A 23,725-nucleotide genomic window follows, 5' to 3' on the forward strand; every position below is an offset into this window, starting at 1 on the left:
TTAATGAATAGGGTTTCATTTAGCTATTGGAGGATATACGAGTTTTATCAAATTGTGCCCCAGGGATACCAGGAGAAGTTATAGAAGACTTTGTTTCTTTTGAGAGATATCAACCAGTTGATGGAGGAGGTTCCAGACAGTAGCAGGTCCTCTTTGGAGCACCTTCAGCGTTTTGAAAATCTGCTCTGATGTAATACCCGCTTCACGCCAACTGGTGCCGTTACTATAGGTATTTAACATCACCGGCATGATTTTATCGATACTGCAAGCATAAATAGCATCAGGACTCTCTTCCCGTTCAAATTCGAGCCATAAGGCATAGTATTCTTCTACCTGATCATCGGGGAGGAGTGAGAAAAGTTTTTTTGCAGCTGCGTTTTCCCGTTCGAACTTGTCTTCATATCCAGTCTCGTCGAAGATAAATGTATCGCCTGCGTAGATCTCAACCAGATCGTGGACGGTGATCATTTTTATGATATGTAGTAAATCGAGGTCTGATTTGTTTTCGGCATATTCGAAGAAAATCTGAGCTAGTAAAATACTGTGCCACGAGTGTTCTGCCGTATTCTCACGGCGTGAATCATCGACCAGAAAATTTCTACGAATGACGCTTTTGAGCTTGTCCGTTTCAAGAATAAAATTGATTTGCTGTTGTAATCTCTCTTCCATAATAATGTTTTATTAAGGGAAGAACGTATTTGGCACGTTATTGTTTAGTTGTTGCCGTAATTCGTCTGTAAGCATTTTTATGGCCCGTTTGCACCCCTTCTAAGAACTATTTATGGCTCGGGCTGTTATATTCAGAACGAAGGTTATTAAAATTTACAGCGAAGTGTTGTTTGCGATAGTCAGATTATTTCAGGCTATGTTATATAAGAAATAGTTCAAAATATACAGATAAATGATTCAAGATGATTTACCTGCGATTTTTCGTGGTTTCAATCCAATAGAAGATAAGATGTTGCAGATCACCGACAATGAAGGCAATGTGGTGAATAAAGAGTTGTTACCTGCATTAGATGATGAAACGATTATAGATGCCTATAAACAGATGCTGTATGAGCGGACTGCCGATGAAATGGCAGTCTCCTATCAGCGTCAGGGTCGGATGTATACTTATACGCCCAATATAGGCCAGGAGGCCATTCATATTGCTGCGGGTATGAATATCTGTGAAGATGACTGGCTGGTACCTGCATTTCGGGAAATGGGTACATTACTCTCAAAAGGGGTCACGATGAAGGAGATGTTCCTCTTTTATTTGGGAAATGAACATGGCGGAAGTTTCAGGAATGTGCACCACCTGTTACCGATTGCTATCTCTATCGGTACTCAGTTTCATCATGCCGTTGGTGTTGGCTATTCAGTCAAATACCAGAAAAAGGATGAAGTGGTATATACTTTTATCGGTGATGGCGGCACTTCGGAAGGAGATTTTAGTGAAGGATTGAATTTTGCCGGCGTATGGCAGGTACCTGTAATTTTTACTGTACAAAATAACCAGTATGCTATCTCCGTGCCGGTGAAATCTCAGACCAATTCTATCAATCTGGCGGTGAAATCGGTCGCTTTCGGCATTCCGGGGATCAAAGTGGATGGAAACGATTTTTTGGCCATGTACCTCGCCTATAAGACTGCCTCAGAATATGCCCGTGCAGGGAAAGGAGCAGTGTTGATTGAAGCATTTACATACCGCCGTGGCGCACATACGACCTCAGATGATCCCTCGAAATACAGGGGTAAGGATGAGGAGGAGTTGTGGGGGCTCACCGATCCGTTAATCCGTTTACAACGTTATATGAAAAGTAAGGGGATATGGCATATCGATGAGGAGAAACTTATCGAAGAGTATAAGTCGGAGATCGATGCTCAGTTTGTGGATGCCGAAGCCAACAAGTCCTATCCCCGGGATGATGTATTCGAATATATTTACACCGATATGCCGGACGAGCTAAAGAGACAGAAGATGGAATATGAACAATTCTTAAGCTGGAAGGAGAATAGACGATGAGCGTGATGACAATGGTGAAAGCGATCAACAATGCGCTCGATATAAAACTGAATGAAGATAAGAGTATTGTTGTCTACGGAGAGGACGTAGGTGTGGAAGGAGGTGTTTTCCGTGTGACCGAAGGATTGCAGCAAAAATATGGTGCCGGCCGTGTTTTCGATTCTCCGCTGGCAGAGTCAGGTATCGTGGGTACTGCTTTAGGGATGGCTGTGTCAGGACTCCGGCCGATCGTAGAGCTTCAGTTCGAAGGATTTACCTTTCCTGCGTTTAACCAGATACTTTCTAACGTCTCACGTATGCACAACCGGTCGCGTGGTAAATACGCAGTACCGATGGTGATCCGTTTTCCCTATGGAGGAGGAGTGAATGCGTTGGAACATCACTCCGACAGTCCAGAGTCACTTTTTGCACATATACCAGGACTTAAAGTAGTCATTCCTTCCACTCCGCATGATGCAAAGGGGATGATGATTGCTGCCATAGAGAGTAATGATCCGATTATCTTTATGGAGCCGAAGCGAATCTACAGGGCAATCAAACAGGAGGTTTCGGAAGAGAAATTCACGCTCCCTCTTGGAAAAGCCAGGGTAATACAGGAGGGGAATGATATAACAGTGGTGGCTTTTGGTGCTATGATCCGTGAATGCCAGAAAGCGATTGCGATGGCACAAGAGGCTGGCATATCGGTCGAGTTGATCGATTTACGTTCCATTTACCCGATCGACCGGGAGACCGTTGGTGACTCAGTGCGGAAAACGGGACGCATGCTTGTCGTGGCTGAAGCGCACCAATCGTTCAGCGTGGGATCGGAGTTGATCGCTATCGCCAACGAAGAGGCTTTCCTTCATCTGGAGGCACCACCGCGAAGAGTGATGGGATTCGATACTATTGTGCCGTTGGCACAGGGGGAGAAGTATTATATTATCTCACCCGACCGGATTTTTTACGAAATTCAAAAGAGTGTCAAGTTTTAAAGAATAAGAAGTTATTATAATGTGCCAATAAGACAATATGCCAATGAGATTGAAGATTGAAAAATCCTGAATCTAAAAATCTTGGTTTTAAAAGTCTTGGCCTTAAAATATTGATTCTTAAAATCTTGTGTCTAAAATTTAAACATATGAGATTTGTATTTAATTTCCCCGATTTAGGTGAAGGACTCGAAGAAGGAACGATCTTGGAGTGGTTTGTAAAGGAAGGAGATAGTGTGAAAGTAGGTGATTCCCTTGTGCAGATGGAAACGGACAAGGTTGTAGCAGATATCCCTTCGCCGAAGAGCGGTACTGTTACAACTCGTTATGGTAGCGTGGGAGATGTGATTCATGTAGGATCGCCGCTGATAGAGATTGAACTGAAGGGCGTAGGGGGGAGTGATGAGAAAGTGCGGGAGGATCCTGGTGCCGAAAAGCAAGAGGTTGCGGAAACGGAAGTCCGGCTTCAGGCTATTTCGGAATCGGAAGACGGTGCTGCGGTGGTAGGTACTATGGAGTTGGCCGGTGATGGAGGATTTCTTGCCGCGAGTAATGAAGGATCCCCCAAAGGAGGACAAGAAGATACTGTACCGCGGAAAGTGTTGGCTACACCCGTTGCCCGTGCTATGGCAAAAGAGATGGGTATCGATATCAATAACGTGCCAGGCAGCGGTCCTTCAGGTAGAGTGAAGAAAGAAGATATCCTGAGTTTTAACTCATCTTCGGGACAACCCGTCTACGGAAATGAGATATTCAATGAAGTAGTGGAGGATGTAACCTACAAACCACTTACACAAATCAGGAAGACCATTGCGAAGAATATGCTTCACTCTAAGCATAATGCGGCACACATGTCGGTTTTTGAAGAAGTTGAGATTTCTGTCTTGAAGGAGGTGGTCACGAAATACAAGCCAAAATTTGCCAGTAAAGAGGTAAAACTGACTTACCTTGCTTTTGTTGTAAAAGCAGTAGCACAGGCATTGAAACAACATCCACAGCTCAATTCCCAGATTGATGTGGAAAATAACCGTATGATCTTCCGTAACCGTTATCATATCGCTATTGCAGTGGATGCCCCTGATGGACTGGTAGCTCCGGTGATCAGAGACGCAGACCGCTTGTCTATTTTTGAGATAGCAAAGAAAATAGGGGAATTGGCTCAAAAGGCGAGAGAGAGGAAATTGACGTTGGAGGATATGAAAGAAGGCTCTTTCACCATTACCAGTTTCGGTTCTATCGGTGGTATCTTTGCTACACCAGTGATCAATTATCCACAAGCCGGCATATTGGGTATCGGGCGTATTCTGAAAACACCTATCGTGAAAGATGATGAAATTGTCATAGGAAATATCATGCCTGTATCGCTTACTGTCGATCATCGTATTGTAGATGGTGGAGAAACCACCCGTTTTGTCAAAAGAGTGATGGAATACCTTTCCGATCCTGTTTCATTATTAATGGACGACTAAATTAAAGAATCGATTTTTCTACATGTCATAAGCCAAAGCTTATGACATGAGTTTGCTATGAATAATACAACCCGCATATAGAACCATTTGGCGGCGGGAAATGATCTTACATCCCTTTATGCAACAAATTGCAATAAAATAATTTTTTTAAACTTTTATGGCAGATATGTTGCAATAATGAAAACTTGTCTTATATTTGCAGAGTTAATTCCTTTTTAATTGAATGTGATTAAAAATAGAGAGTTATTTTTTAATTTATAATGAAAAAGTTTTGATAAATGCTGAAAGATAGGTTTAGAAAGGAGTAACCTTTAAAGTGGATGTTTGTATTCATTTTGCAATAGAGTTTTGAAATGATAAATATTTATTGCATTAAGTTGCAGATGAGAGGTAGTGGTATCGTATATGAAATTTCACAAATAGAATCGAAATAGAGTAAACATATGGAAAATATAATCGGTATTGATATTGGAGGAACTTCTATCGTAGGTGGGAGGATTGAAGGTGATATTATTGTAGCGCAAGTCTCCGCAGATACTCACGCACAAGAAGGAGGGGAGAAGACATTGGATACCCTGAAAGGAGTTATTCGTCAGTTAATGACAATCGATACGCGGGCAATCGGGATCGGTGTTCCAAGCGTGGTGGACAGGGAAAAAGGGATCGTTTATAATGTACAAAATATAAAAAATTGGGATGAGGTACATTTGAAATCACTGCTTGAAGCGGAGTTTGCATTGCCGGTTCACATTGATAATGACGCCAACTGTTTCGCCTATGGTGAAAAAATCTTTGGTAAAGGGAGGGATTTTGAAAATTTTGTAGGTATTACATTAGGAACAGGTGTAGGAGGTGGTATCATTCAGGATAGTCATCTGTTATTTGACTCCAATTGTGGTTCGGGGGAATTTGGGGAGATTCCCTATCTCGATTCGATCCTTGAAGAATATTGTGGAAGCCGTTTTTTTATCCGTATATCAGGTCGTTCAGGGTACGAAATAGCAGTAAAAGCACGGGAAGGAGATCCGGAATCGATTGAAATATATAACCAATATGGGAAGCATATCTCCATGTTAGTGAAAGTAATCCTTTTGATTCTTGATCCGCAGGCCATTATTTTCGGAGGCTCCATTTCCCGGTCGTTCGACCTCTTCAGTGAAGCTATGTATGAAAACCTGAAAAATTTCCCATATCCGAAATCAGTAGATAAGATTAAGATACTGACCTCTGATCTGCACAATATGGGGATTCTCGGTGCGGGTGCTTTGTGTGTATGATAGAAGATGTTGCAGGATGAATTTGAATCATTATTTTAATAATATATATATGGGTTTCAGATTATATAAAAATATATTGATTGTGTTGGGAGTGGCCTTTCTGCTATCATGTAAAACGGAGACTCAAACTGCCGCACATAAGGTATATCTTGATGAGGGATGGCGGCTTTTCTCTTCCGAGTCGGTCGATGTGGACGGATCCATTATTTCCTCTCCCGGTTTCGATAAGAAGCTGGGTTATCCGGTAAAGGTGCCTGCTACGGTAATGCACGGGTTGATGCAAAACGATCTCTTCCCCGATATTTTCGCACCGGATGTATTGGAAAAGATGGATAAGGCGCCTTATGAGGTTCCCTGGTGGTATCGGAAAGAGTTCCGGATCGATGCGCTTTCGGAGTTGGACTTTTACCAGCTCACGTTTGAGGGAATTAATTATAAAGCAAATGTTTGGCTGAATGGGGTAAAGATTGCAGGCGATGATCTGATACAGGGATCGTATGGCATCTGGAATTTTGATATCACTCCGTTCCTTAAAAAAGGAACTAACCTGCTGGCGGTAGAAATTATTCCTCCGGTTTTTGGAGAGGATGTACATATGGGATTTGTTGACTGGAATCCTACGCCTCCCGACCGGCTTATGGGAATCTGGCGCGGAGTCTTACTAAGTCATACAGGGCCAGTCTCGATGCGTCACTCCAATGTGGTGACAAAAGTTGATAAGGAAATCCTTCAATCGGCTGAGATCACCTTGTCGACAGTGTTGACCAACCATACCGGTCAGTCTCAAAATGCTACAATTGTTGCCTCTTTCGATAATATTAATATCAGGAAGGAAGTGGAATTGCAGGCAAACGAAACACGGGAAGTCTTTCTGATGCCGGAAGAGTTTGGTGAATTGAAGATGAAAAATCCGAAACTCTGGTGGCCCAATAATATGGGTGAACAACACTTGTACGATTTGACTTTCAGTGTGCAAGTAAGTGAAGAGGAGAGTGATAAAGATTCTTTCCGGTTTGGTGTCAGGGAGATAGAGGACTTCTGGAATGAAGCGGGTTACCGGGGATTTATGGTCAATGGGCAGAAAATCATGCTTCGGAGTGCCGGATGGGTCGATGATATCTTTTTGGGTGATCCGGATGAGAAGGTGAAGGCGATGGTAAAATATGCCAGGCATATGAACCTTAATTCACTTCGCCTTGAAGGATTCTGGGGTAGGAACCGGACTATTATGGATATGGCCGATGAATGTGGTTTATTGCTTATGCATGGCTGGTCCGCACATTGGGAGTGGGATAGTTATGTGGGAATACCGCATGATGATTATGTCTCCATTCGTGGCGAAGAGGCTGAAGTAATACATTCAAATAACTACAGGGATCAGGTGTTATGGCTCCGTCGTCACCCAAGTGTAGCTATCTGGACTTACGGAAGCGATAAATTGCCGCGACCCAGCCTGGAAATCAGGCTTAACGAGATCATGGCGCAGATCGATACTACCCGTCCTGTCCTCAGTTATTGTGGCGGAGCGATGTTGATGGGTGACAGCGATCCTCGCAGGAGTGAGATCAGCGGTCCTACCGGTGTGAAGATGGAAGGTCCCTACGATTGGGTACCACCTGTCTATTGGTATATTGATAAGCGTTATGGTGGTGCCTTTGGTTTTAATACGGAGGTAGGTCCCGGACCACAAATTCCTCCATTGCCCAGTATAAAGAAAATGCTGCCTGCAGATCATCTCTGGCCGGTGGACGATGTATGGCTTTATTACAGCGGCCGTAATCAGTTTGAAAATCTGGATCGTTTTCTGGACGCATTCAATGCCCGTTACGGTCAATCCGATGATATCGAAACATTTTTGCTGAAGAATCAGATGAGTAGCTATGAGGCTATCCGTCCTATGTTCGAAGCCTTCGCCGTGAATAAATTCCACAGTACCGGAGTGGTACAATGGATGTTTAATTCGGCATGGCCAACACTCTATTGGCAACTGTTCGACTATTATCTGATGCCGAACGGGGCATTTTACGGCACTAAAAAAGCGGCTTCTCCGGTATTGCCGGTATATAATTATGGAGATCAGGGTATATATGTGAATAACGACAAGTTAGCGGATTTACGTAATATTTCACTGCAAGTGAAAATTTATGATGTTTCCTCCAAACTATTGTTCGATCGGACTGAGAAACTGAATATCGGCCCCAATCAGGCAAAAAAAGTGATGGATATGCCTGCATTACAGCAGCTCCCATCTACCTATTTCCTTGATTTGAGACTTATGGATGATCATGGGAAGATGATTGAAAATAATTTTTATTGGTTATCGACAAAACCTGACATTCCTGATTTTGAGAATACTACCTGGTACTGGACTCCCAATAAGCAACATGCTGATTTCTCGGCGTTGAATTCGATGCCCAGGACGGAAATAAAATATAACTATTCGATTAATGAGGGTAGTGATGAAGTGAGTTTTGAAGTGGAGGTCGATAATTCGACGGATAAGATCGCTTTCTTTATCGAATTCATGTTAGTGGATGAGAAAACAGGCGAACCTGTGTTACCGGTATTCTGGAGCGATAATTATATTTCTCTGCTGCCGGGTGAGCAACGTGTATTAACGGGCACAGCCGATACCAGTCGGTTGAAAGATACGAAAGAATTGAAAATTGTGATGCAGGGATTAAATTTTTGAGAATATTATTAAATGTAAAAATTTATGAAGAACATTTTTATGTTATGTGTGGCTCTTTTAATGAGCTTTCAGCTATTGGCACAGCAGCACAGGGTTACCGGAACGATAATCGATGCCCGGGACAAGTCTGCGATGATTGGGGCCAATATTATGGAAAAGGGGACCTCCAACGGTGCCGTTACGGATATCGATGGGAATTTCTCACTGAATGTGGCTTCTGCCAATTCTGTGCTGGTTATTACAAGTATCGGATACCGAACACTTGAAGTGATTGTGGGTAATCGCTCTACACTGAATCTGGAGATGGAAGAGGATGCCGAACTGCTTGATGAAGTGGTAGTCGTAGGGTATGGTACCATGCGGCGAAGCGATTTGTCGGGTGCATCGATCACAGTAGGAGAAGACAAAATCAAGGGTACGATTGTGACCAATCTCGACCAGGCGTTGCAGGGACGTGCTGCCGGTGTTACTTCGGTAATGACTTCCGGAGCTCCCGGTTCGGCGGTATCAGTTCGCGTACGTGGGCAAGCTACCATCAATGCCGGTGCAGAACCTTTATACGTCGTTGACGGTGTTATCTGGCAAGGTGGTTCCACAACCGGTCTTTCATTAGGGTTGAATCTGGGAAACGGTAGAGGGGCTATCTCTCCTTTATCCACGTTGAATCCCAGTGATATTGTTTCAATGGAAATTCTGAAGGATGCTTCGGCAACCGCCATTTATGGTGCACAAGGCGCTAATGGTGTGGTATTGATTACTACCAAGCGAGGTAAGGAAGGAAAAGCAAAATTCACATACGAAGGGTTGTTCGGTGTACAGGATCAGGTTCGCAGATTGGATATGATGAATCTACGTCAGTATGCTACCTATTCCAATGCACTGATGGCCACAACGGCAGGTGGTATTGAACAGCCTGAATATAGTGATCCCAGTCTGTTGGGTGCGGGAACCAACTGGCAGGATGCCATCTTCCGCAGCGCTTATATGAACTCGCATAACATATCGGCGCAAGGAGGGACAGATGCCGTGAAATATTATGTATCCGGTTCTTTTATGGACCAGGAAGGTACCATTATTGGAACCGATTTTAACCGCTACTCTTTCCGTGTTAATTTAGATGCGACATTGACAAAATGGATGACATTGGGATTGAATGCCATGTTCGCAGATACCAAAGAACGGCTCATTCGTGCTGAGGGGACGGAAGGTGTATTAACCTATTCATTACAGAGCCCTCCCGATATTCCTATTTATGATGCTTATGGTAATTGGGCCTCCATGGTACGTGAGGGTTATACAACCTTAAATCCGATAGCTATCGCCAATATTGACGAAAACCTGTTGGATCGCCAGAAACTGAATGGTAATTTCTATGTGGATATTAAACCCCTCAAACAGCTTAACTGGCGTTCGGAACTGGGTTACGATTTTGGCAATACCCGTTCTGAAGCCTGGAAACCCACCTATGATTTTGGTCCGGCTGTGCAACGTCCGATTAACGAAATAGGCTGGCAGCGTAGTAATAACCTCTGGTGGGCGTTTAAGAATTACCTGACTTACTCTGAAACTTTTGGCAAACACTCGTTGACTGCGATGATTGGGCAGGAAGTATGGGAATCCAATTGGGAATATCAACGTATTTCTTCCTCGAATTTACCGGGCAACGAAATTAAAAATCCAAAATTAGGTGATCCTCAAACCTATACAATTAATAATGGTATGGGAGACGCGGCAATGGTTTCTTTTTTTACGCGTGAAACTTATAATTATGATGACCGTTACCTTCTTACCTACACCTTCCGCAGGGATGGTTCGTCGAGTTTCGGACCAAACAATCGTTGGGCCTCTTTCCATTCTTTTGCTGGATCATGGCGTTTCTCTAACGAAGAATTTTTGAGAGAGAATGATTTTTTGTCGAACGGTAAACTTCGTTTAGGATGGGGGCAAACTGGTAATTCGAGTATTGGCCAGGGATTGTGGGATGCTTCTCTGCGTATGTTTCCTACCGCACTTGGTCCAGGTTACAGACAAGGGCAGATTGCTAATCCCAACGTGCAATGGGAAACGCAGGAGCAGTGGAATCTTGGTCTGGATCTGAGCTTTTGGCATAATCGCTTGAACGTTACACTCGATCTTTACGACAAGACTTCCAATGATTTGCTGATGCAGTTGCAATTACCCACTTATTTTGGTTCGAGAGGAAATAGTAATTCTGCACTTACTGCGCCGATGGGTAATTATGGTACCATTAATAACAAGGGGCTGGAAATTTCCATCAATTCGAGCAATATTGAGATGAAAGACTTCAAGTGGAGTACCGATTTCCAAATCTCCTTCAACAAAAACAAATTGGTTGCTCTTCAGGGTACCGATGCCTCGGGTATCGAGGGGTATGGACAATGGAGCGATGTGGTATCACTTTCTCCGGTAGGAGGCTCCTTGTATCAGTTCTATGGATATATTGTCGACGGTGTCTACAAGGATAAAGCCGAAATTGAGGAGCATTTGTGGGGAGAGTTACCTGAAAAAGGGTTTAATCGTTATGCAACCGTTTTTGTAGGGGACATTAAATATCGTGATATCAGTGGTCCGGAAGGAAAACCTGATGGTAAAATTGATACCTACGACCGAACATTTATCGGCTCACCGTTACCCAAATTTACCTATGGATTAAACAATACGTTTACCTACAAGAATTTTGACCTCAACCTCTTTCTTCAGGGTAGTTACGGTAATAAAGTGTTCAACGCATTAGACAGGGATTTAACCGGGATGGGGTATTGGAGGAATCAGCTTTCCAAGGTGATGGATTTTGCCAATATCGTTCCTATCGATCCTGACAAACAGTATCCGATTGCCCATCCCGATGATCCGTCCCAGATGATAAATTATTGGTTTGAGGATATAGATAATGTTCATTTGTCAAATCCGGATACACAGATTCCTCGTGCGGGACGTGCTCAGCCTTACAACAATAGCCGGCTAAGTACCCGTTATATCGAAGATGGTTCCTATCTGCGTGTCAAGAATATTTCGCTGGGATACACATTCCCCGTGAGTGTAGCACGGAAAATGAGTTTGGAGTCACTGCGTGTGTATACAAATATTCAAAACCTGCTGACATTTACAAAATATACGGGCTATGATCCTGAAGTAGGGATTAATCCGCAGGACGCAAGCGGTTACACTTTTGGCTTCGACCAGGGGCGTTATCCTTCGCCACGGATCGTATCTTTCGGTCTTAATGTCTCATTCTGATAATATTATGGATAAAATGAAAAAGATTAAAAATATAGTGTTGTTACTTATTGTAACACTTACTGTGGGGTTTGTGTCGTGCGAAGATTTCTTGAACCGGCCCGACAAAGAGAATTATACGCTTGCCAATTTCTATAAGACAGACGAACAATGCCTGCAAGCGGTGAATCCGCTCTATACCGTTCCCTGGTTTGATTTTTTCCGTGGTTGGCTGCGTGTAGGGGATTGCCAGTCAGGTAATTATTATATGGATGGTAATGGTTTCTGGATGCTTACACCTAATGAGGATATGGAAGAGGTGAAGAGCATGTCGGCTTCGTTATGGGCTGTGAATGCCCGTGCAAATACCGTACTGGAAAATATTAACATGTATGCCGGACCGGCTACAACTGTAGAGGGGCGCAATAAGGCCAAAGGAGAAGCGCTTGTCTGGAAAGCCCTTTCCTATTTCTTTATGGTCCGTATTTATGGTGCTGTACCTATCGTGCATAATAATACCGAACTGATGCAAACGGGAGAATACAATACATTATACCGTGCGAAAGTGGAAAATGTGTATGACTATATTATCATGACGTTGGAGCAAGCTATTGAATGGCTCCCCGAGGAGAGTGAAAAAGGACGTCTGGATAAATATTCCGCTTACGGACTGTTGGCAAAAGTGCATTTGACCAGATCGGGCTACGGACGCTCCGGTGACCGTAATCAGGATGACTTGAACAAAGCGAAAGAGTACGCACGGAAAGTGGTTCATGAAAGCGGACGGGTATTGACACCGGAATATTCCGATATTTTCCGTGGAAGCCACAATATGGATGACGAAAGCCTGGTTGCCTGGCGCTGGGTTACTGCCGCCAATGATTATTGGACAGCGATGAACGACTTACAATCCGATTTAACGCCAAATGGATTTTCCGAAGCGCAATCCTGGGGAAGTTGGGGAGGACCTTCTCTCGACTTGCAGGAAGCTTTCGGTGAGAGATTTAACGGAACAACTCCTTCCGGAGCACTTTCGGCTACCCGGAACAATACCGATAAACGTCGTAAAGTTACCATGATGATGTATGGTGATGTATATAGCTACTTCTGGCGTGATAAGCCAATAAAGAAAGATGCGGACGGAAATGACGTGCCGTTCCCGAACGGGTTCGACTTTACGAAATTCTACGGTACGTTATTGAAAGATTTCCATAGTTCTACCGGTGCTAACGTGGTAAAACACATTGTAGGAAACAATGCCGACCACCTGGGAGAATTCGGGGTGCCGATGATCGGGCGTGGTACCAGTCAGGCAACACATATATTGCGTCTTGCCGATGTATATCTGGTCTATGCCGAAGCTATTCTGGGAAATAGCAGTTCTACCTCCGATGCGGAAGCACTGTGGGCATTCAATGAAGTGCGTAAACGTGCCGGTGTTGCTGAAAAATCATCCGTCACATGGGAAGATATTTTCAAGGAACGCCGTCTTGAGCTGGCTTTTGAAGGGGATTTCTGGTACGATATTGTGCGTTGGCATTATTATAAACCTAACGAAGCATTAGCTTACCTGAACGGTCAAAACCGTAAGACATATACGGGATTAAGTAGCTATTATCTGGATCAGGGATGGAATTCATGGGGAAGCGAAGGTGGCTATCCCAAAAAAGATGAAACGACCGAAAAACTCTCTCCGCGTATAGATACTGAGAAACCCGACGGTAAACCTTTTACCCATGATAAGTTTACGATGCCTTTCCCGTCGACAGACTTGCAGATGAACCCGAATCTGGCGAAGGACCCGATAGATTATGACATCAGCCAGTATAAATATGAGTAACGTAATAAATTTGTAATCATATGAAGAACAAAATAAATAGATTATTGCTGCTGATTTTTACAGCTTCAATTTTCGCCTCGTGTGATAGAGAGGTGTCAGGTAAGTATGAAATGACCGACGGAACCCCCACGGTGTATTATGTCCGTTATCAGGCGAAGGAAAATGCCGAACAGCTGCTCGACGGTGCATTTATGGGAGAAAATATTGTCATCATAGGTGAAAACCTGACAAGTGTACAGGAAGTGTGGTTCAACAACGTCAAGTCGTTGCTGAATGTCAACTTTATCACTAAAAATACGCTTTTTGTAAACGTGCCGAAAGATCTTCCGAGTATTCGTACCGATAAACTTTATCTGGTTACGGCAAAGAAAGATACCGTTGCGTATGATTTTGAAGTAAAGATTCCCGCCCCCATACTTTCGCGTATCAAATGCGAACAGGTGCCTGAAGGCGGTGAAGTTGTGCTTTATGGTGATTATTTTCTGGCTACGGATGCAAGCTTGATCAACGTATTTATCGGTGATTATAAAGTTCCTACGTCCGATATTGTAAGTTTCGAAAAGAATAAAATTGTGTTCAAATCACCCGCCAAGGAAATCAAAGGACCGGTTGAAGTGAAGACACTCTACGGTAATAGTGGAAGATCTAAAGATATATTCCATGACGACAGGGGATTGATTACCGGTTTTGAGGAAGGATATGTCGGAGGTTGGGGCCGTCCTGATCAGTCGAAGATACAAAATGATCCTGAACTTTCCATTTCCGGTAATTATGTACGGATTGACGGCACTACGATTGGTATTGATGGAGCATGGGTTGGAGGCAGCGTCATAATCAATATCTGGGGAGAAGATAACGGTGTCCCTACCGGAAACCTTTTCCCGAGCGATCCTGCCACTTCAACGCTGAAGTTTGAAGTCAATGTGTTGGAACCCTGGAGTGCTGGCCCGATGATTTTCTCATTTTTCAGGCAAGGTCAATTTGAAGATTACCTGTGGGCTGACGGAAATGCAAGTGGTGGAGGTATGCCGCGTGGTGTTTGGGTGCCGTGGCTTGACTCCGGTTCCTATATCTCGGAAGGATGGGAAACCATATCCATACCCCTGTCGGAATTTAAGTACAATGGTGCAGGTGCGGTAATACCCCTGTCTACTCATTTCGGAGCATTGGGAATAGCTATCCATAATCGTGGAAATGATGCTTGGATAGGTACGGCTGAATGTACTCCGGTTATTCTGCTCGACAATATCCGTGTAATACCGTAACATTAAAAAGCACAATGATGAATATGAAGAATAACATATTGAATATTTGGAAGGTAGCTGCAGTGATGTGTTGTCTTAATATCCTTTTCTGGTCTTGTAGCCAGGACGATATGCTGAACACAAATCCGCTCGACAGCAAAGAAACGACAGTAAAGGCTTTCGGACCTAGTCCGGCACTTCGGGGGCAAAAACTGACTTTTGTCGGTACCTATCTCGATAAAATCACAAAAGTGATTTTACCCAATGGTATAGAGATTACCGATATAGAGGTAGTAAACGATAAGCTGATAAAAGTGCTTATTCCACAGGAAACGGTTCCGGGATCTGTAAAATTAGTCGGCCCGGGCGGAAAAGAGTTCTCTTTCGATAAGATGCTGGAGATTTCGGAACCGATTGAAATCAGTTCTATGAGTCCGCAGCCTGTTAAAGCGGGACAGAAACTGACGCTCGAAGGGAATTATTTCAATCTGATCACCAAAGTGATTTTTACTGATAAGGTGGAAGTGTTGAGTAAAGATTTTATCACCCATCAACGTACCAAGATAGAGTTGGCTTTGCCGGCAGAAGCACAAACAGGTGTGATTGTCTTATCCAATGACGCGGAGATTCCTCTCGAATATCAGTCGCCTGAAGCGTTGCAAGTGGTATTACCCTCTGTAAACAAGGTATTGGATCTCACCGGTAAGAAACCGGGCGATGCTATTGAATCTCCCGGAAAAGACCTCGACCTGGTGATGAAGGTCGTTATGCCTAACGGCAGGGAAGTTTCGTTCACGGTGATAGATAATACACTCCGTTTTGTACTGCCTGATAACATCAGCGACGGTGCCATTGTCATGATTCCCGCTTCTGGGGTGAATGTAGTGGTAGCCAATATCGGGGTTGCCTTCCCCGACAGATTGGAAGTGACCCCTACCGAAAACCTGCGGGCAGGTGATGAAATCACCATCAAGGGAATCAACCTGGAATTGGTTACCGATATTGGATTCCCCGGTGTGGATGGTGCTGTTGTGCCGGCTTCTCAAAGTGCGACCCAGATTAAAGTCGCTTTCCCGGAGAAAGCCATCAGTGGTGAAATGATCTTACATACGGCGAGTGGTAAAACTGTTGCAGTGGATATTTCTACTCAGAAACCGGAAGTCCATCAATTTGATCCCTCTCCGGCGCCTGCAGGCAAAGATGTGGTACTGAAAGGGAAAAATCTCGATTTAGTAACGTCAGTAACTTTTGTGGACAAGCTGGTTGTGGAGGTAACGCCCGTTAAAGCGGACGAGTTGGCTGTCAAGGTTCCATTGAACGCCCTTTCAGGCACCCTTGTATTGACTATGGCCAATGGGGAAACCGTAATTACCAATGAATTACAGATTACTGCGCCCGAATTTGCTTATCTCCCGACTCCTCCCGGTCCGAAAGCAGAAATCCATGCGGGTGGAGTGCTCACCGTCCAGGTAGAAAACGGGGTTAAACTCACCGGTGTGCATATAAACGGAGTTACGGTCAATTATATTGTGGATGCTCCCAACCTTTACATTGTTATTCCAAACGATGCGAAAGGAGCTACCGAACTGAAGCTTATATCGTCGAATGGTGAAGCGGTTTATACCATCCCAGTGATAGGTGCAGGCATAGTTGAAACGATCGTTTATCAGGGTATCTTTGCATTGAATTGGAGCGATCCATTACCATTGGATAAAGCGGTGTTCGAAAGTGTTCCTGCAGGATCGAGGTTGAAAATATATATGGCTGCCACAGCAGGAGGGGCATCCATTGCGTATAATGATGCCACCTGGAATAAGTTTGTAATAGACGATCCCAATTACTCTGCGCAATGGGGAACAATAAGTGTTCCTGAAGGTTCAACAAGCTACGAGATCGTGCTTACGGCAGATATTCTTAATGGAATCCGTACGATAAGTGATGGTTGGAGTAACAGGGGACTTATGTTTACCGGTTCCGGAGTGATGGTGTCGAAGATATCGATTATCGTAGGTACCGAACCGGAAGAAACGGAACTGTTCAAAGGCTCGCAGGCTATCAATTGGGGTGACAATATTATGCGCTTCGATAAGGCTCATTTTGAAGATGCCCGTGGAGGTTCGATCCTGAAATTCTATTTTACGCCTGGCGCCGCTCCTTCCTTTGCCTTGCAGGATGCTAATTGGGCGAAACTGGAATTTCCCGAAGATCCGAATTTCTCTTCACAGTATGGTTCCATTACAGTTCCTGTCGGAGAAACAACCTATGAGGTGGTATTGTCAGGAACTATTTTGGATAGAGTACTGACCGTTGATGATGGTTGGTCGTCTACCGCCATTATTATGGGTGGTGCAGATATGACAGTTACCCGGGTAACGCTTATAAAGAAGTGATGAAGTTTACACAGTTCAGGCTTGACACACCCTTTTGTGTCAAGCCTGAACTATAATACGTTACATAATGAAACCTACGTACGCTGCTTTTCTAGGGATATTGGCATTGATTTTTCTGTTCACCCATTGTGGTGATGACGGAGGAGAGGATCTGCCAAAAGCGGATCCGTTGAAATTCTTGTCCACATTTCCTGAAAACGGTGCTACCAACGTTTCATTTCAGGAAAAGACGATAATCCTTACGTTCGGAGAAAATATAAAGTTGATTAAACCTCACGGTATCACCTTTAATGGCGGGGATGTGGCAAATGCTTCGGCTTTGCTTAAGGAATTGAAAATAGTGGTCACTCTGGAACCTGGTAAAACGTACAACCTGATTATACCTGCCGGAAAACTGGAAGGTCGCGATTCGGGAGGGTTGAATTCCGAAATAACACTCTCTTTCTCTACGGCTACTGTTGTTAAACCGGCATTAGTGATTACTAATCCCTCGTCCGAAGCGCGGAAGGTCTACGATTTCCTGTACGAAAATTTCGAAAAGAAAATTATTTCCGGAGCGATGGCAAATGTAGCCTGGAACATCAATGAAGCCGAGTGGGTATACAGGCATACAGGGAAATATCCGGCCTTAAACAGTTTCGATTATATTCACCTGCACGAATCTCCTGCAAGCTGGATCAATTATGAGAACATCGAAGTCGTGGAGAATTGGTGGAATAATAACGGTCTGGTTGCCGCCATGTGGCACTGGAATGTGCCGGCCTCGGAAGGAAGTTCGGCATATCATTTCTATACGAAAGACACCTCTTTCGATGTGTCGAAAGCAACTGTTCCCGGTACATTCGAGAACCGGATTGTAAAAGACGATCTGGAGAAGATCGCCGATAATCTGCTTCTCCTGAAGACGAAGAATATACCGGTCATCTGGCGTCCGCTGCATGAAGCTTCCGGCAGATGGTTCTGGTGGGGCGCCAAAGGTGCCGACGCCTGTAAAAAGCTGTGGATAATGATGTTTGAAACGTTCGAGGCGAAAGGGTTGAATAACCTTATCTGGGTGTGGACATCGCAAACCAATGACCACGACTGGTATCCGGGAGATAAATATGTGGATATTATCGGTCGTGATGCGTATGATAAAACCAGCAGCGCTATTTTAGCATCAGAATATAAATGGCTGAAAGAAACTTATCCGAATAAGATCATTGCTTTGAGTGAATTTGGTAATGCGGCCGATCTTGCCGAACAATGGGAAAACGGTGTGAAATGGTCCTGGATGATGCCCTGGTATGATTATAACCGGACGGTAAATATTTCGGGTAGCGAGTTTGACAAGCAGACCCACACTCATGCCAATATTGCGTACTGGCAGAAGGTATTGGCAATGGATGAGGTAGTTACCCGCGATGAGATGCCTGATCTGAAAAAATAGAAAGGATTAAACAGAAGAATATGAACAGAAAAATTATCCTTATAGTTTTAGGATTTGCTTTGACAATTTTTCAAAGCTGTGCGAAGGAACCTGCAGATGAACAAAAGGAAGAAAAAAGTTTCGTGGAACTAAACGGTCAACTATCGGTACAGGGTAATCGGATGGTGAATCAACACGGGAAAGTGACTGCCCTCCACGGTGTGAGTTTTGGATGGCATAATTGGTGGCCGAGGTTTTATAACAAGGGAACCGTACGGTGGTTGGTTACAGACTGGAATTGTACCGTTGTAAGGGCTGCGATCGGTGTTGAACCCGATGGCGCTTTCATCGATAAGCCTGAAAATGGTTATCATCTTCTCTATAAGGTGATCGATGCGGCGATAGCGGATGGCATTTATGTGATTGTCGATTGGCACAGCCATAATATCCGGACGGAAGAAGCCAAAGATTTTTTCAAAACGGTGGCCACTAAATATAAAAACTATCCCAATATTATCTATGAGATATTTAATGAGCCGGAATATGATTCGTGGGAAGATGTAAAAGCATACTCTGAAGAGATCATAAAAACCATTCGTGCGATCGATCCGAAAAATATTATCCTGGTAGGTTCTCCTCACTGGTCTCAGGATGTCCATCTGGCTGCCGATGATCCCATCAAGGGATATGACAATATCATGTATACCGTTCATTTTTATTCGGCATCGCATAAGCAGTTTTTGCGTGACCGGGTAGAATATGCCCTCAATAAAGGTATTCCGGTCTTTATATCGGAGTGTGCTGCCACGCAGGCTTCGGGATCCGAATCGTTTGATATGGAAGAGTGGGGGCAATGGGTGAAAATGATGGACAAACATCAGTTGAGTTATGTGATGTGGTCTATCGCCGATAAGGATGAACTTTGTTCTATGGTTAAAGATACTGCTTCTCCGGTAAGTCATTGGAAAGAGAGTGACTTAAAAATATGGGGAGTTACAGTCCGGCAACTTGTAAGAAGTAAATGGCAGGATAGACGATAAAAATGCGTATATTTGTAACATATTTGTTGAATGATAAGGTTATGGATTAAAAAATGATATTCAATCAGGAGAAACTATTAAAAAATGTCATTGGCGTAATTTTTGGTGGAAAGTATCTTCATGTGGCGAGGATAGATAACGGAACAGTTACGGATATTACACATCGGGAGATCAATAATCATGAATCGGAGGAGTTTATTCTCAGCGAAATTATTTCTACCATAAAGAGTGTCCATAATGATACGGTAGCAGGAATCGGTGTGGGAATGCCCAGTCTGGTAAATGTAAAGAAAGGGATAGTATTCAAGCCGACAAATATTCCTTCCTGGAATAAAGTGCACCTGAAGGATATCCTGGAGGAGAGATTTAATATTCCGGTCTTTGTGAATAACGATGCCAATTGCTTTGCATTGGGCGAAAAATATTTTGGAGTAGCCAAAGATTTCGATAATATTGCCGGTATTACTATCGGTACCGGGATGGGAGTGGGGATTATTATCAATGGCAGGCTTTATTCCGGACGGCACGCCGGAGCAGGAGAGTTCTGTTCTATTCCATACCGCGATCACGATTATGAATATTATTGCAGTACCCGGTATTTTGAAGAAAAATATGGTATAAGGGAAGATGTGTTGTTTAAGAGAGCAAAAAAGAAAGATAAGGTCGCATTGGCCATCTATGAAATGTTTGGTGTAGACCTTGGCAATGCAATCAAGACCGTCATGTATGCTTTGGATCCGGATGCAATAGTCATCGGAGGACGATTATCGGAGGCGTATGACTACTTTCAGGAGTCGATGATGAAAACGGTAAGAACGTTTATCTATAAGAACACATTGAAACATATACAGATATTGCAGTCTACCGAGCCCGATATTTCAATCTACGGAGCGGCTGCATTGTGCTTTGAAGAGTAAAGAGGAATATGTCGAAGAAAGTAACTATATATGATATTGCTGAAAAGTTGAAGGTCTCCCCTTCTACTGTATCGCGTGCGTTGGCCGGAAACTCTCTGATTAGTGCTGAAACCAAAACAAAAGTAATGGCAGCAGCCGTGGGGATGGGGTATACCGATATCAGGGCCGTGAGTAACGCTCATACTATAGCTGTTATCGTGCCCGAGATTGATAATTTTTTTTATAGTAAAGTCTTGTCTACTATTCAGTATACCATCAAAAATAAATACCTGTTTTCAATTTTCTGCTCCTTCAATTCCTCCCGGATAGAGAGGGAAATCGTATCGAAGCTGAATCCGGATCAGATCAAGTGCCTTATCATTTCTCAAAGTATGGATACGGAGGATTCTTCTCATTTATCGGATGTGGAGAAGAAAGGTATTCCGGTTATTTTATTCAACCGGGTCAACTATAATTATGCGAGTCCAAAATTCCTGATAGATAACTATATGGACTCTTTTATGCTGACAAACCATCTCGTTTCATCCGGCTACCGAAGAATAGCTTTTGCAGCAAAGCATTATAACTGCCCAATATACAAAGAGAGGGTACAGGCATATAAGGATGTGTTGAATAAAAACAATATCGCATTCAATCCTGACTATCTGATATACAGTGAACATACATTGGAAGATACTTACGAGGTGATTACCCGTTTCATCCATATGAGACCAAGGCCCGATGCGTTGATACTGCCTAATTTTGTATCCGCTTTACAGGCTACCTCCATTGCCAAAATATACAATATATCCATTCCGGGGGAGATGGCTGTGGTGAGTTTCGATGAGGATCCCGAAAGTAAATATTCCACACCTACCATCACCGGGATTGGTCGTCCCTGTACTGAAATTGGTATTGAGATTGGTAAATTCGCACTTTCTGTTTGTGATAATCAACCTTATGATCGTAATGCTATCAAGATCTTCCCTTCGAATTTAATTATCAGGGGGTCATCACTCTCTCATCCCTGATTTACTCATTATCGGCTGTTTACTGGAATTTTTTGTTTAAATTTGTGATCTAGTCTTAATACATTATTTGTTATGAATCGATTTATCATTTTGTCAGTTCTTTTTACCGTGAGTTATTCGATATCTGCACAAGATATCAAATTGCCAGCTCCCGACAGGGTAGGAGGGAAACCTTTGATGCAGGCACTAAACGAGAGACAGTCTATCCGTTCTTATCAGGATAAGGAATTAACCCTTCAGCAACTGTCCGATCTGTTATGGGCTGCCAATGGATTTAACCGTGACGACAAACGTACTGTGCCAACTTCGAATAACCGTCAGGAATTGGAATTGTACGTGACGACGAAGAACGGTGTCTATTTCTATGATGCTCGCAACCATCTTTTGAAAGAGGTAAAAAAAGGTGATTACCGTGTCAAGGCCGGATCACAGGATTTTGTGGCACATGCGGCTCTCAATTTGATTTTTGTTTCCGATCTGGAAAAAGCATCAAATAGGGAAGCAGCACATATCGACTGCGGTTTTGTGGCACAAAATGTCTACTTGTATTGTGCTTCCGAAGGATTAGGAGCCGTTGTACGTGCTTCTTTTGATAAGAGCACGCTGAGAGAATTACTCAATCTTCCTGCCAATCAGGAGGTTTTATTGACACAATCGGTCGGGTATCCAGATTGATTTGTATGCCATTTTTGCATAATACTCCAGGAAACAGGAATGACTTCCTATTTCTCGAATGAGTCGGTTCTGAAGGGAACTACGGGTAATTCGTGTGCACCTGTAAGGTTGCCTATCTGGAAGTTCTTGAAGCAGTAACGAACGGCTATCGGTTTATCAAGCCCTTCGCGGGATACTTCTATCTTTCCCCAGTTCTCTCTTGCCACGGCAGGAAGGAAAACGCCATCTTCACCGGCGATTTCAAAGCCTTCAATACCATCTCCGCGGTTGAATCCATCCGGTGCATGGTCGAAAGAGATGAATATCTTCCCCTCTTTAACCTCCATTGAACTGTATTCCGGTCCGTGTGCTACCACCCTGTTGAATCCATAGGTCTTGTTAAGTGCCAAGAATGCAAGCCGTTTTCCTATATCGGTCTTGTTCCGGGGATGGATATTGCGTAACTCATGAGGTTCTACCAGATCATTTGTAGAGACCACTCCACTGTGGGGGATCAGCTTCTGCGATTTGAACTGGGCCTCGCGCAGGAGAGCGGCCTCGGTGTTATCGGCACCGCTATATATAAAAGGTGCGATTTCCACGGAGTAAAACGGCAAATCGGTATTATTCCACTGCTTGCGCCAGAGATTCACCATATTGTGGAGACGTTCGGCATAAACCTGATGAGCTCCTACATTTGATTCACCCTGATACCAGATAAAACCGTTTACCACATAATTCTTGATCGGATGGATCATACCGTTGTACATCAATAATGGGCGGGAGGGGGCGGGTAATTTGTTGACTTCCTCTTCATTCAGATTTATATCGGAGTATGTCTCCAGGGTCTCTCGGTCAATCCATGCTTCTACCCTTGATCCTCCCCAGGAGGAGACAATCATGCCTACCGGTACATTGAGTGCTTCCTGAAGTGTCTGTGCGAAGAAAAATGCTGTGGCGCTGAATTCCGGAGAATTTTCCGGATTGCATACCTGCCAGCGACCTTCCACACTTTCAAGGGGTTCAAATGACTGTGTCCTGGGAATAGTGACAAAACGTATCGCGGGATATTGTCCCGAAAGAGCGATAGTTTCATTGGATCTTAGAATGGGATTGTTATTCCACCCGTAAAGCGGCATTTCCATATTGCTTTGTCCCGATGCCAGCCATACTTCACCAATCAGGATATCTTTGAGTACCACTTCTTCACCGTCGGAAACTGAAATAGAACACGGAGTGAAACTTGCTGCGGGGGTCTCTATGACGGCAAGCCAGTTTCCATCGTTGTCGACTTTGGCACGTACAACGGTATCGCTCCAACTGGGTTTCACTACTACTGTTTTACCACGGTCGCCTTTTCCCCATATATTCACTTTGCTGTTCTGTTGCAACACCATTCCATCGCTTAGGATTTCAGGGAGTGCCGGCTTTCCGTGTAACAGGAGGCCCAGAGAGAGAAGTAGCGGTAATAGAAAAATTCGTTTCATTTGTTTTTGTTTTAACTGTCTTGCAAATTTAGTGAATTTTCCTAATAGCAGGTGAAAATATGGGAAATCTTTGTAAGG

At 43.7% G+C, this 23,725-nt stretch carries 16 protein-coding genes; 14 read left to right on the plus strand and 2 right to left on the minus strand.

What is annotated here, in order from left to right; genetic code table 11:
- Positions 1 to 78 precede the first annotated feature (78 nt).
- Positions 79 to 669, minus strand: a complete 591-nt coding sequence (locus VB073_RS10670) for an HD domain-containing protein (protein ID WP_323404154.1) — start codon at positions 667 to 669, stop codon at positions 79 to 81.
- Positions 670 to 901: 232 nt separating this feature from the next.
- On the opposite strand from VB073_RS10670, the gene pdhA reads away from it, so the two are divergent.
- The 14 genes from pdhA (at position 902) to VB073_RS10740 (ending at position 22,181) form a co-directional block, all read left to right on the plus strand.
- Positions 902 to 2,011, plus strand: a complete 1,110-nt coding sequence (gene pdhA / locus VB073_RS10675; protein ID WP_323404155.1) for a pyruvate dehydrogenase (acetyl-transferring) E1 component subunit alpha — start codon at positions 902 to 904, stop codon at positions 2,009 to 2,011.
- Positions 2,008 to 2,985, plus strand: a complete 978-nt coding sequence (locus VB073_RS10680; RefSeq protein ID WP_323404156.1) for an alpha-ketoacid dehydrogenase subunit beta — start codon at positions 2,008 to 2,010, stop codon at positions 2,983 to 2,985. The genes pdhA and VB073_RS10680 overlap by 4 nt, the downstream gene beginning before the upstream one ends.
- A 146-nt stretch (positions 2,986 to 3,131) precedes the next feature.
- A complete protein-coding gene (locus VB073_RS10685; protein WP_323404157.1) occupies positions 3,132 to 4,451 on the plus strand; it encodes a dihydrolipoamide acetyltransferase family protein in 1,320 nt (439 codons plus the stop codon).
- Between the two features lie 443 nt (positions 4,452 to 4,894).
- Entirely contained in the window at positions 4,895 to 5,728 is an 834-nt protein-coding gene (locus tag VB073_RS10690) for an ROK family protein (RefSeq protein WP_323404158.1), read from the plus strand.
- A 49-nt stretch (positions 5,729 to 5,777) separates the two neighbouring features.
- The gene (locus VB073_RS10695; protein ID WP_323404159.1) at positions 5,778 to 8,420 is read left to right on the plus strand and encodes a glycosyl hydrolase 2 galactose-binding domain-containing protein; all 2,643 of its coding nucleotides are present in this window, start codon (positions 5,778 to 5,780) and stop codon (positions 8,418 to 8,420) included.
- Between the two features lie 24 nt (positions 8,421 to 8,444).
- Positions 8,445 to 11,678: a TonB-dependent receptor gene (locus tag VB073_RS10700; RefSeq protein ID WP_323404160.1), complete on the plus strand. Its 3,234-nt coding sequence runs from the start codon at positions 8,445 to 8,447 to the stop codon at positions 11,676 to 11,678.
- 16 nt (positions 11,679 to 11,694) lie between these two features.
- A complete protein-coding gene (locus tag VB073_RS10705) occupies positions 11,695 to 13,497 on the plus strand; it encodes a RagB/SusD family nutrient uptake outer membrane protein (RefSeq protein WP_323404161.1) in 1,803 nt (600 codons plus the stop codon).
- A gap of 20 nt (positions 13,498 to 13,517) precedes the next feature.
- Positions 13,518 to 14,762 carry a glycan-binding surface protein gene (locus tag VB073_RS10710; RefSeq protein WP_323404162.1) on the plus strand — a complete coding sequence of 415 codons (1,245 nt, stop codon included), beginning with the start codon at positions 13,518 to 13,520 and terminating at the stop codon, positions 14,760 to 14,762.
- Positions 14,763 to 14,785: 23 nt separating this feature from the next.
- Positions 14,786 to 17,131 carry a hypothetical protein gene (locus VB073_RS10715; protein WP_323404163.1) on the plus strand — a complete coding sequence of 782 codons (2,346 nt, stop codon included), beginning with the start codon at positions 14,786 to 14,788 and terminating at the stop codon, positions 17,129 to 17,131.
- A gap of 67 nt (positions 17,132 to 17,198) precedes the next feature.
- Positions 17,199 to 18,560 carry a glycosyl hydrolase gene (locus VB073_RS10720; RefSeq protein ID WP_323404164.1) on the plus strand — a complete coding sequence of 454 codons (1,362 nt, stop codon included), beginning with the start codon at positions 17,199 to 17,201 and terminating at the stop codon, positions 18,558 to 18,560.
- Positions 18,561 to 18,580: 20 nt separating this feature from the next.
- Positions 18,581 to 19,579, plus strand: coding sequence for a glycoside hydrolase family 5 protein (locus VB073_RS10725; protein ID WP_323404165.1), 999 nt, complete (start codon positions 18,581 to 18,583; stop codon positions 19,577 to 19,579).
- A gap of 53 nt (positions 19,580 to 19,632) precedes the next feature.
- On the plus strand, positions 19,633 to 20,496 hold the full coding sequence (locus tag VB073_RS10730; protein WP_323404166.1) for an ROK family protein: 864 nt from the start codon (positions 19,633 to 19,635) through the stop codon (positions 20,494 to 20,496).
- An 8-nt stretch (positions 20,497 to 20,504) separates the two neighbouring features.
- Positions 20,505 to 21,506, plus strand: coding sequence for a LacI family DNA-binding transcriptional regulator (locus tag VB073_RS10735; protein WP_323404167.1), 1,002 nt, complete (start codon positions 20,505 to 20,507; stop codon positions 21,504 to 21,506).
- 72 nt (positions 21,507 to 21,578) lie between these two features.
- On the plus strand, positions 21,579 to 22,181 hold the full coding sequence (locus VB073_RS10740; RefSeq protein ID WP_323404168.1) for a SagB/ThcOx family dehydrogenase: 603 nt from the start codon (positions 21,579 to 21,581) through the stop codon (positions 22,179 to 22,181).
- A gap of 47 nt (positions 22,182 to 22,228) precedes the next feature.
- Here the strand turns inward: VB073_RS10740 and VB073_RS10745 are convergent, their stop codons facing one another.
- Positions 22,229 to 23,647 (minus strand): sialate O-acetylesterase, encoded by a 1,419-nt coding sequence (locus VB073_RS10745; protein ID WP_323404169.1) that lies wholly within the window; start codon positions 23,645 to 23,647, stop codon positions 22,229 to 22,231.
- Positions 23,648 to 23,725: the final 78 nt, after the last annotated feature.

Origin of the sequence: Proteiniphilum sp. (assembly GCF_034927365.1) — a bacterium.
Taxonomy (GTDB): domain Bacteria; phylum Bacteroidota; class Bacteroidia; order Bacteroidales; family Dysgonomonadaceae; genus Proteiniphilum.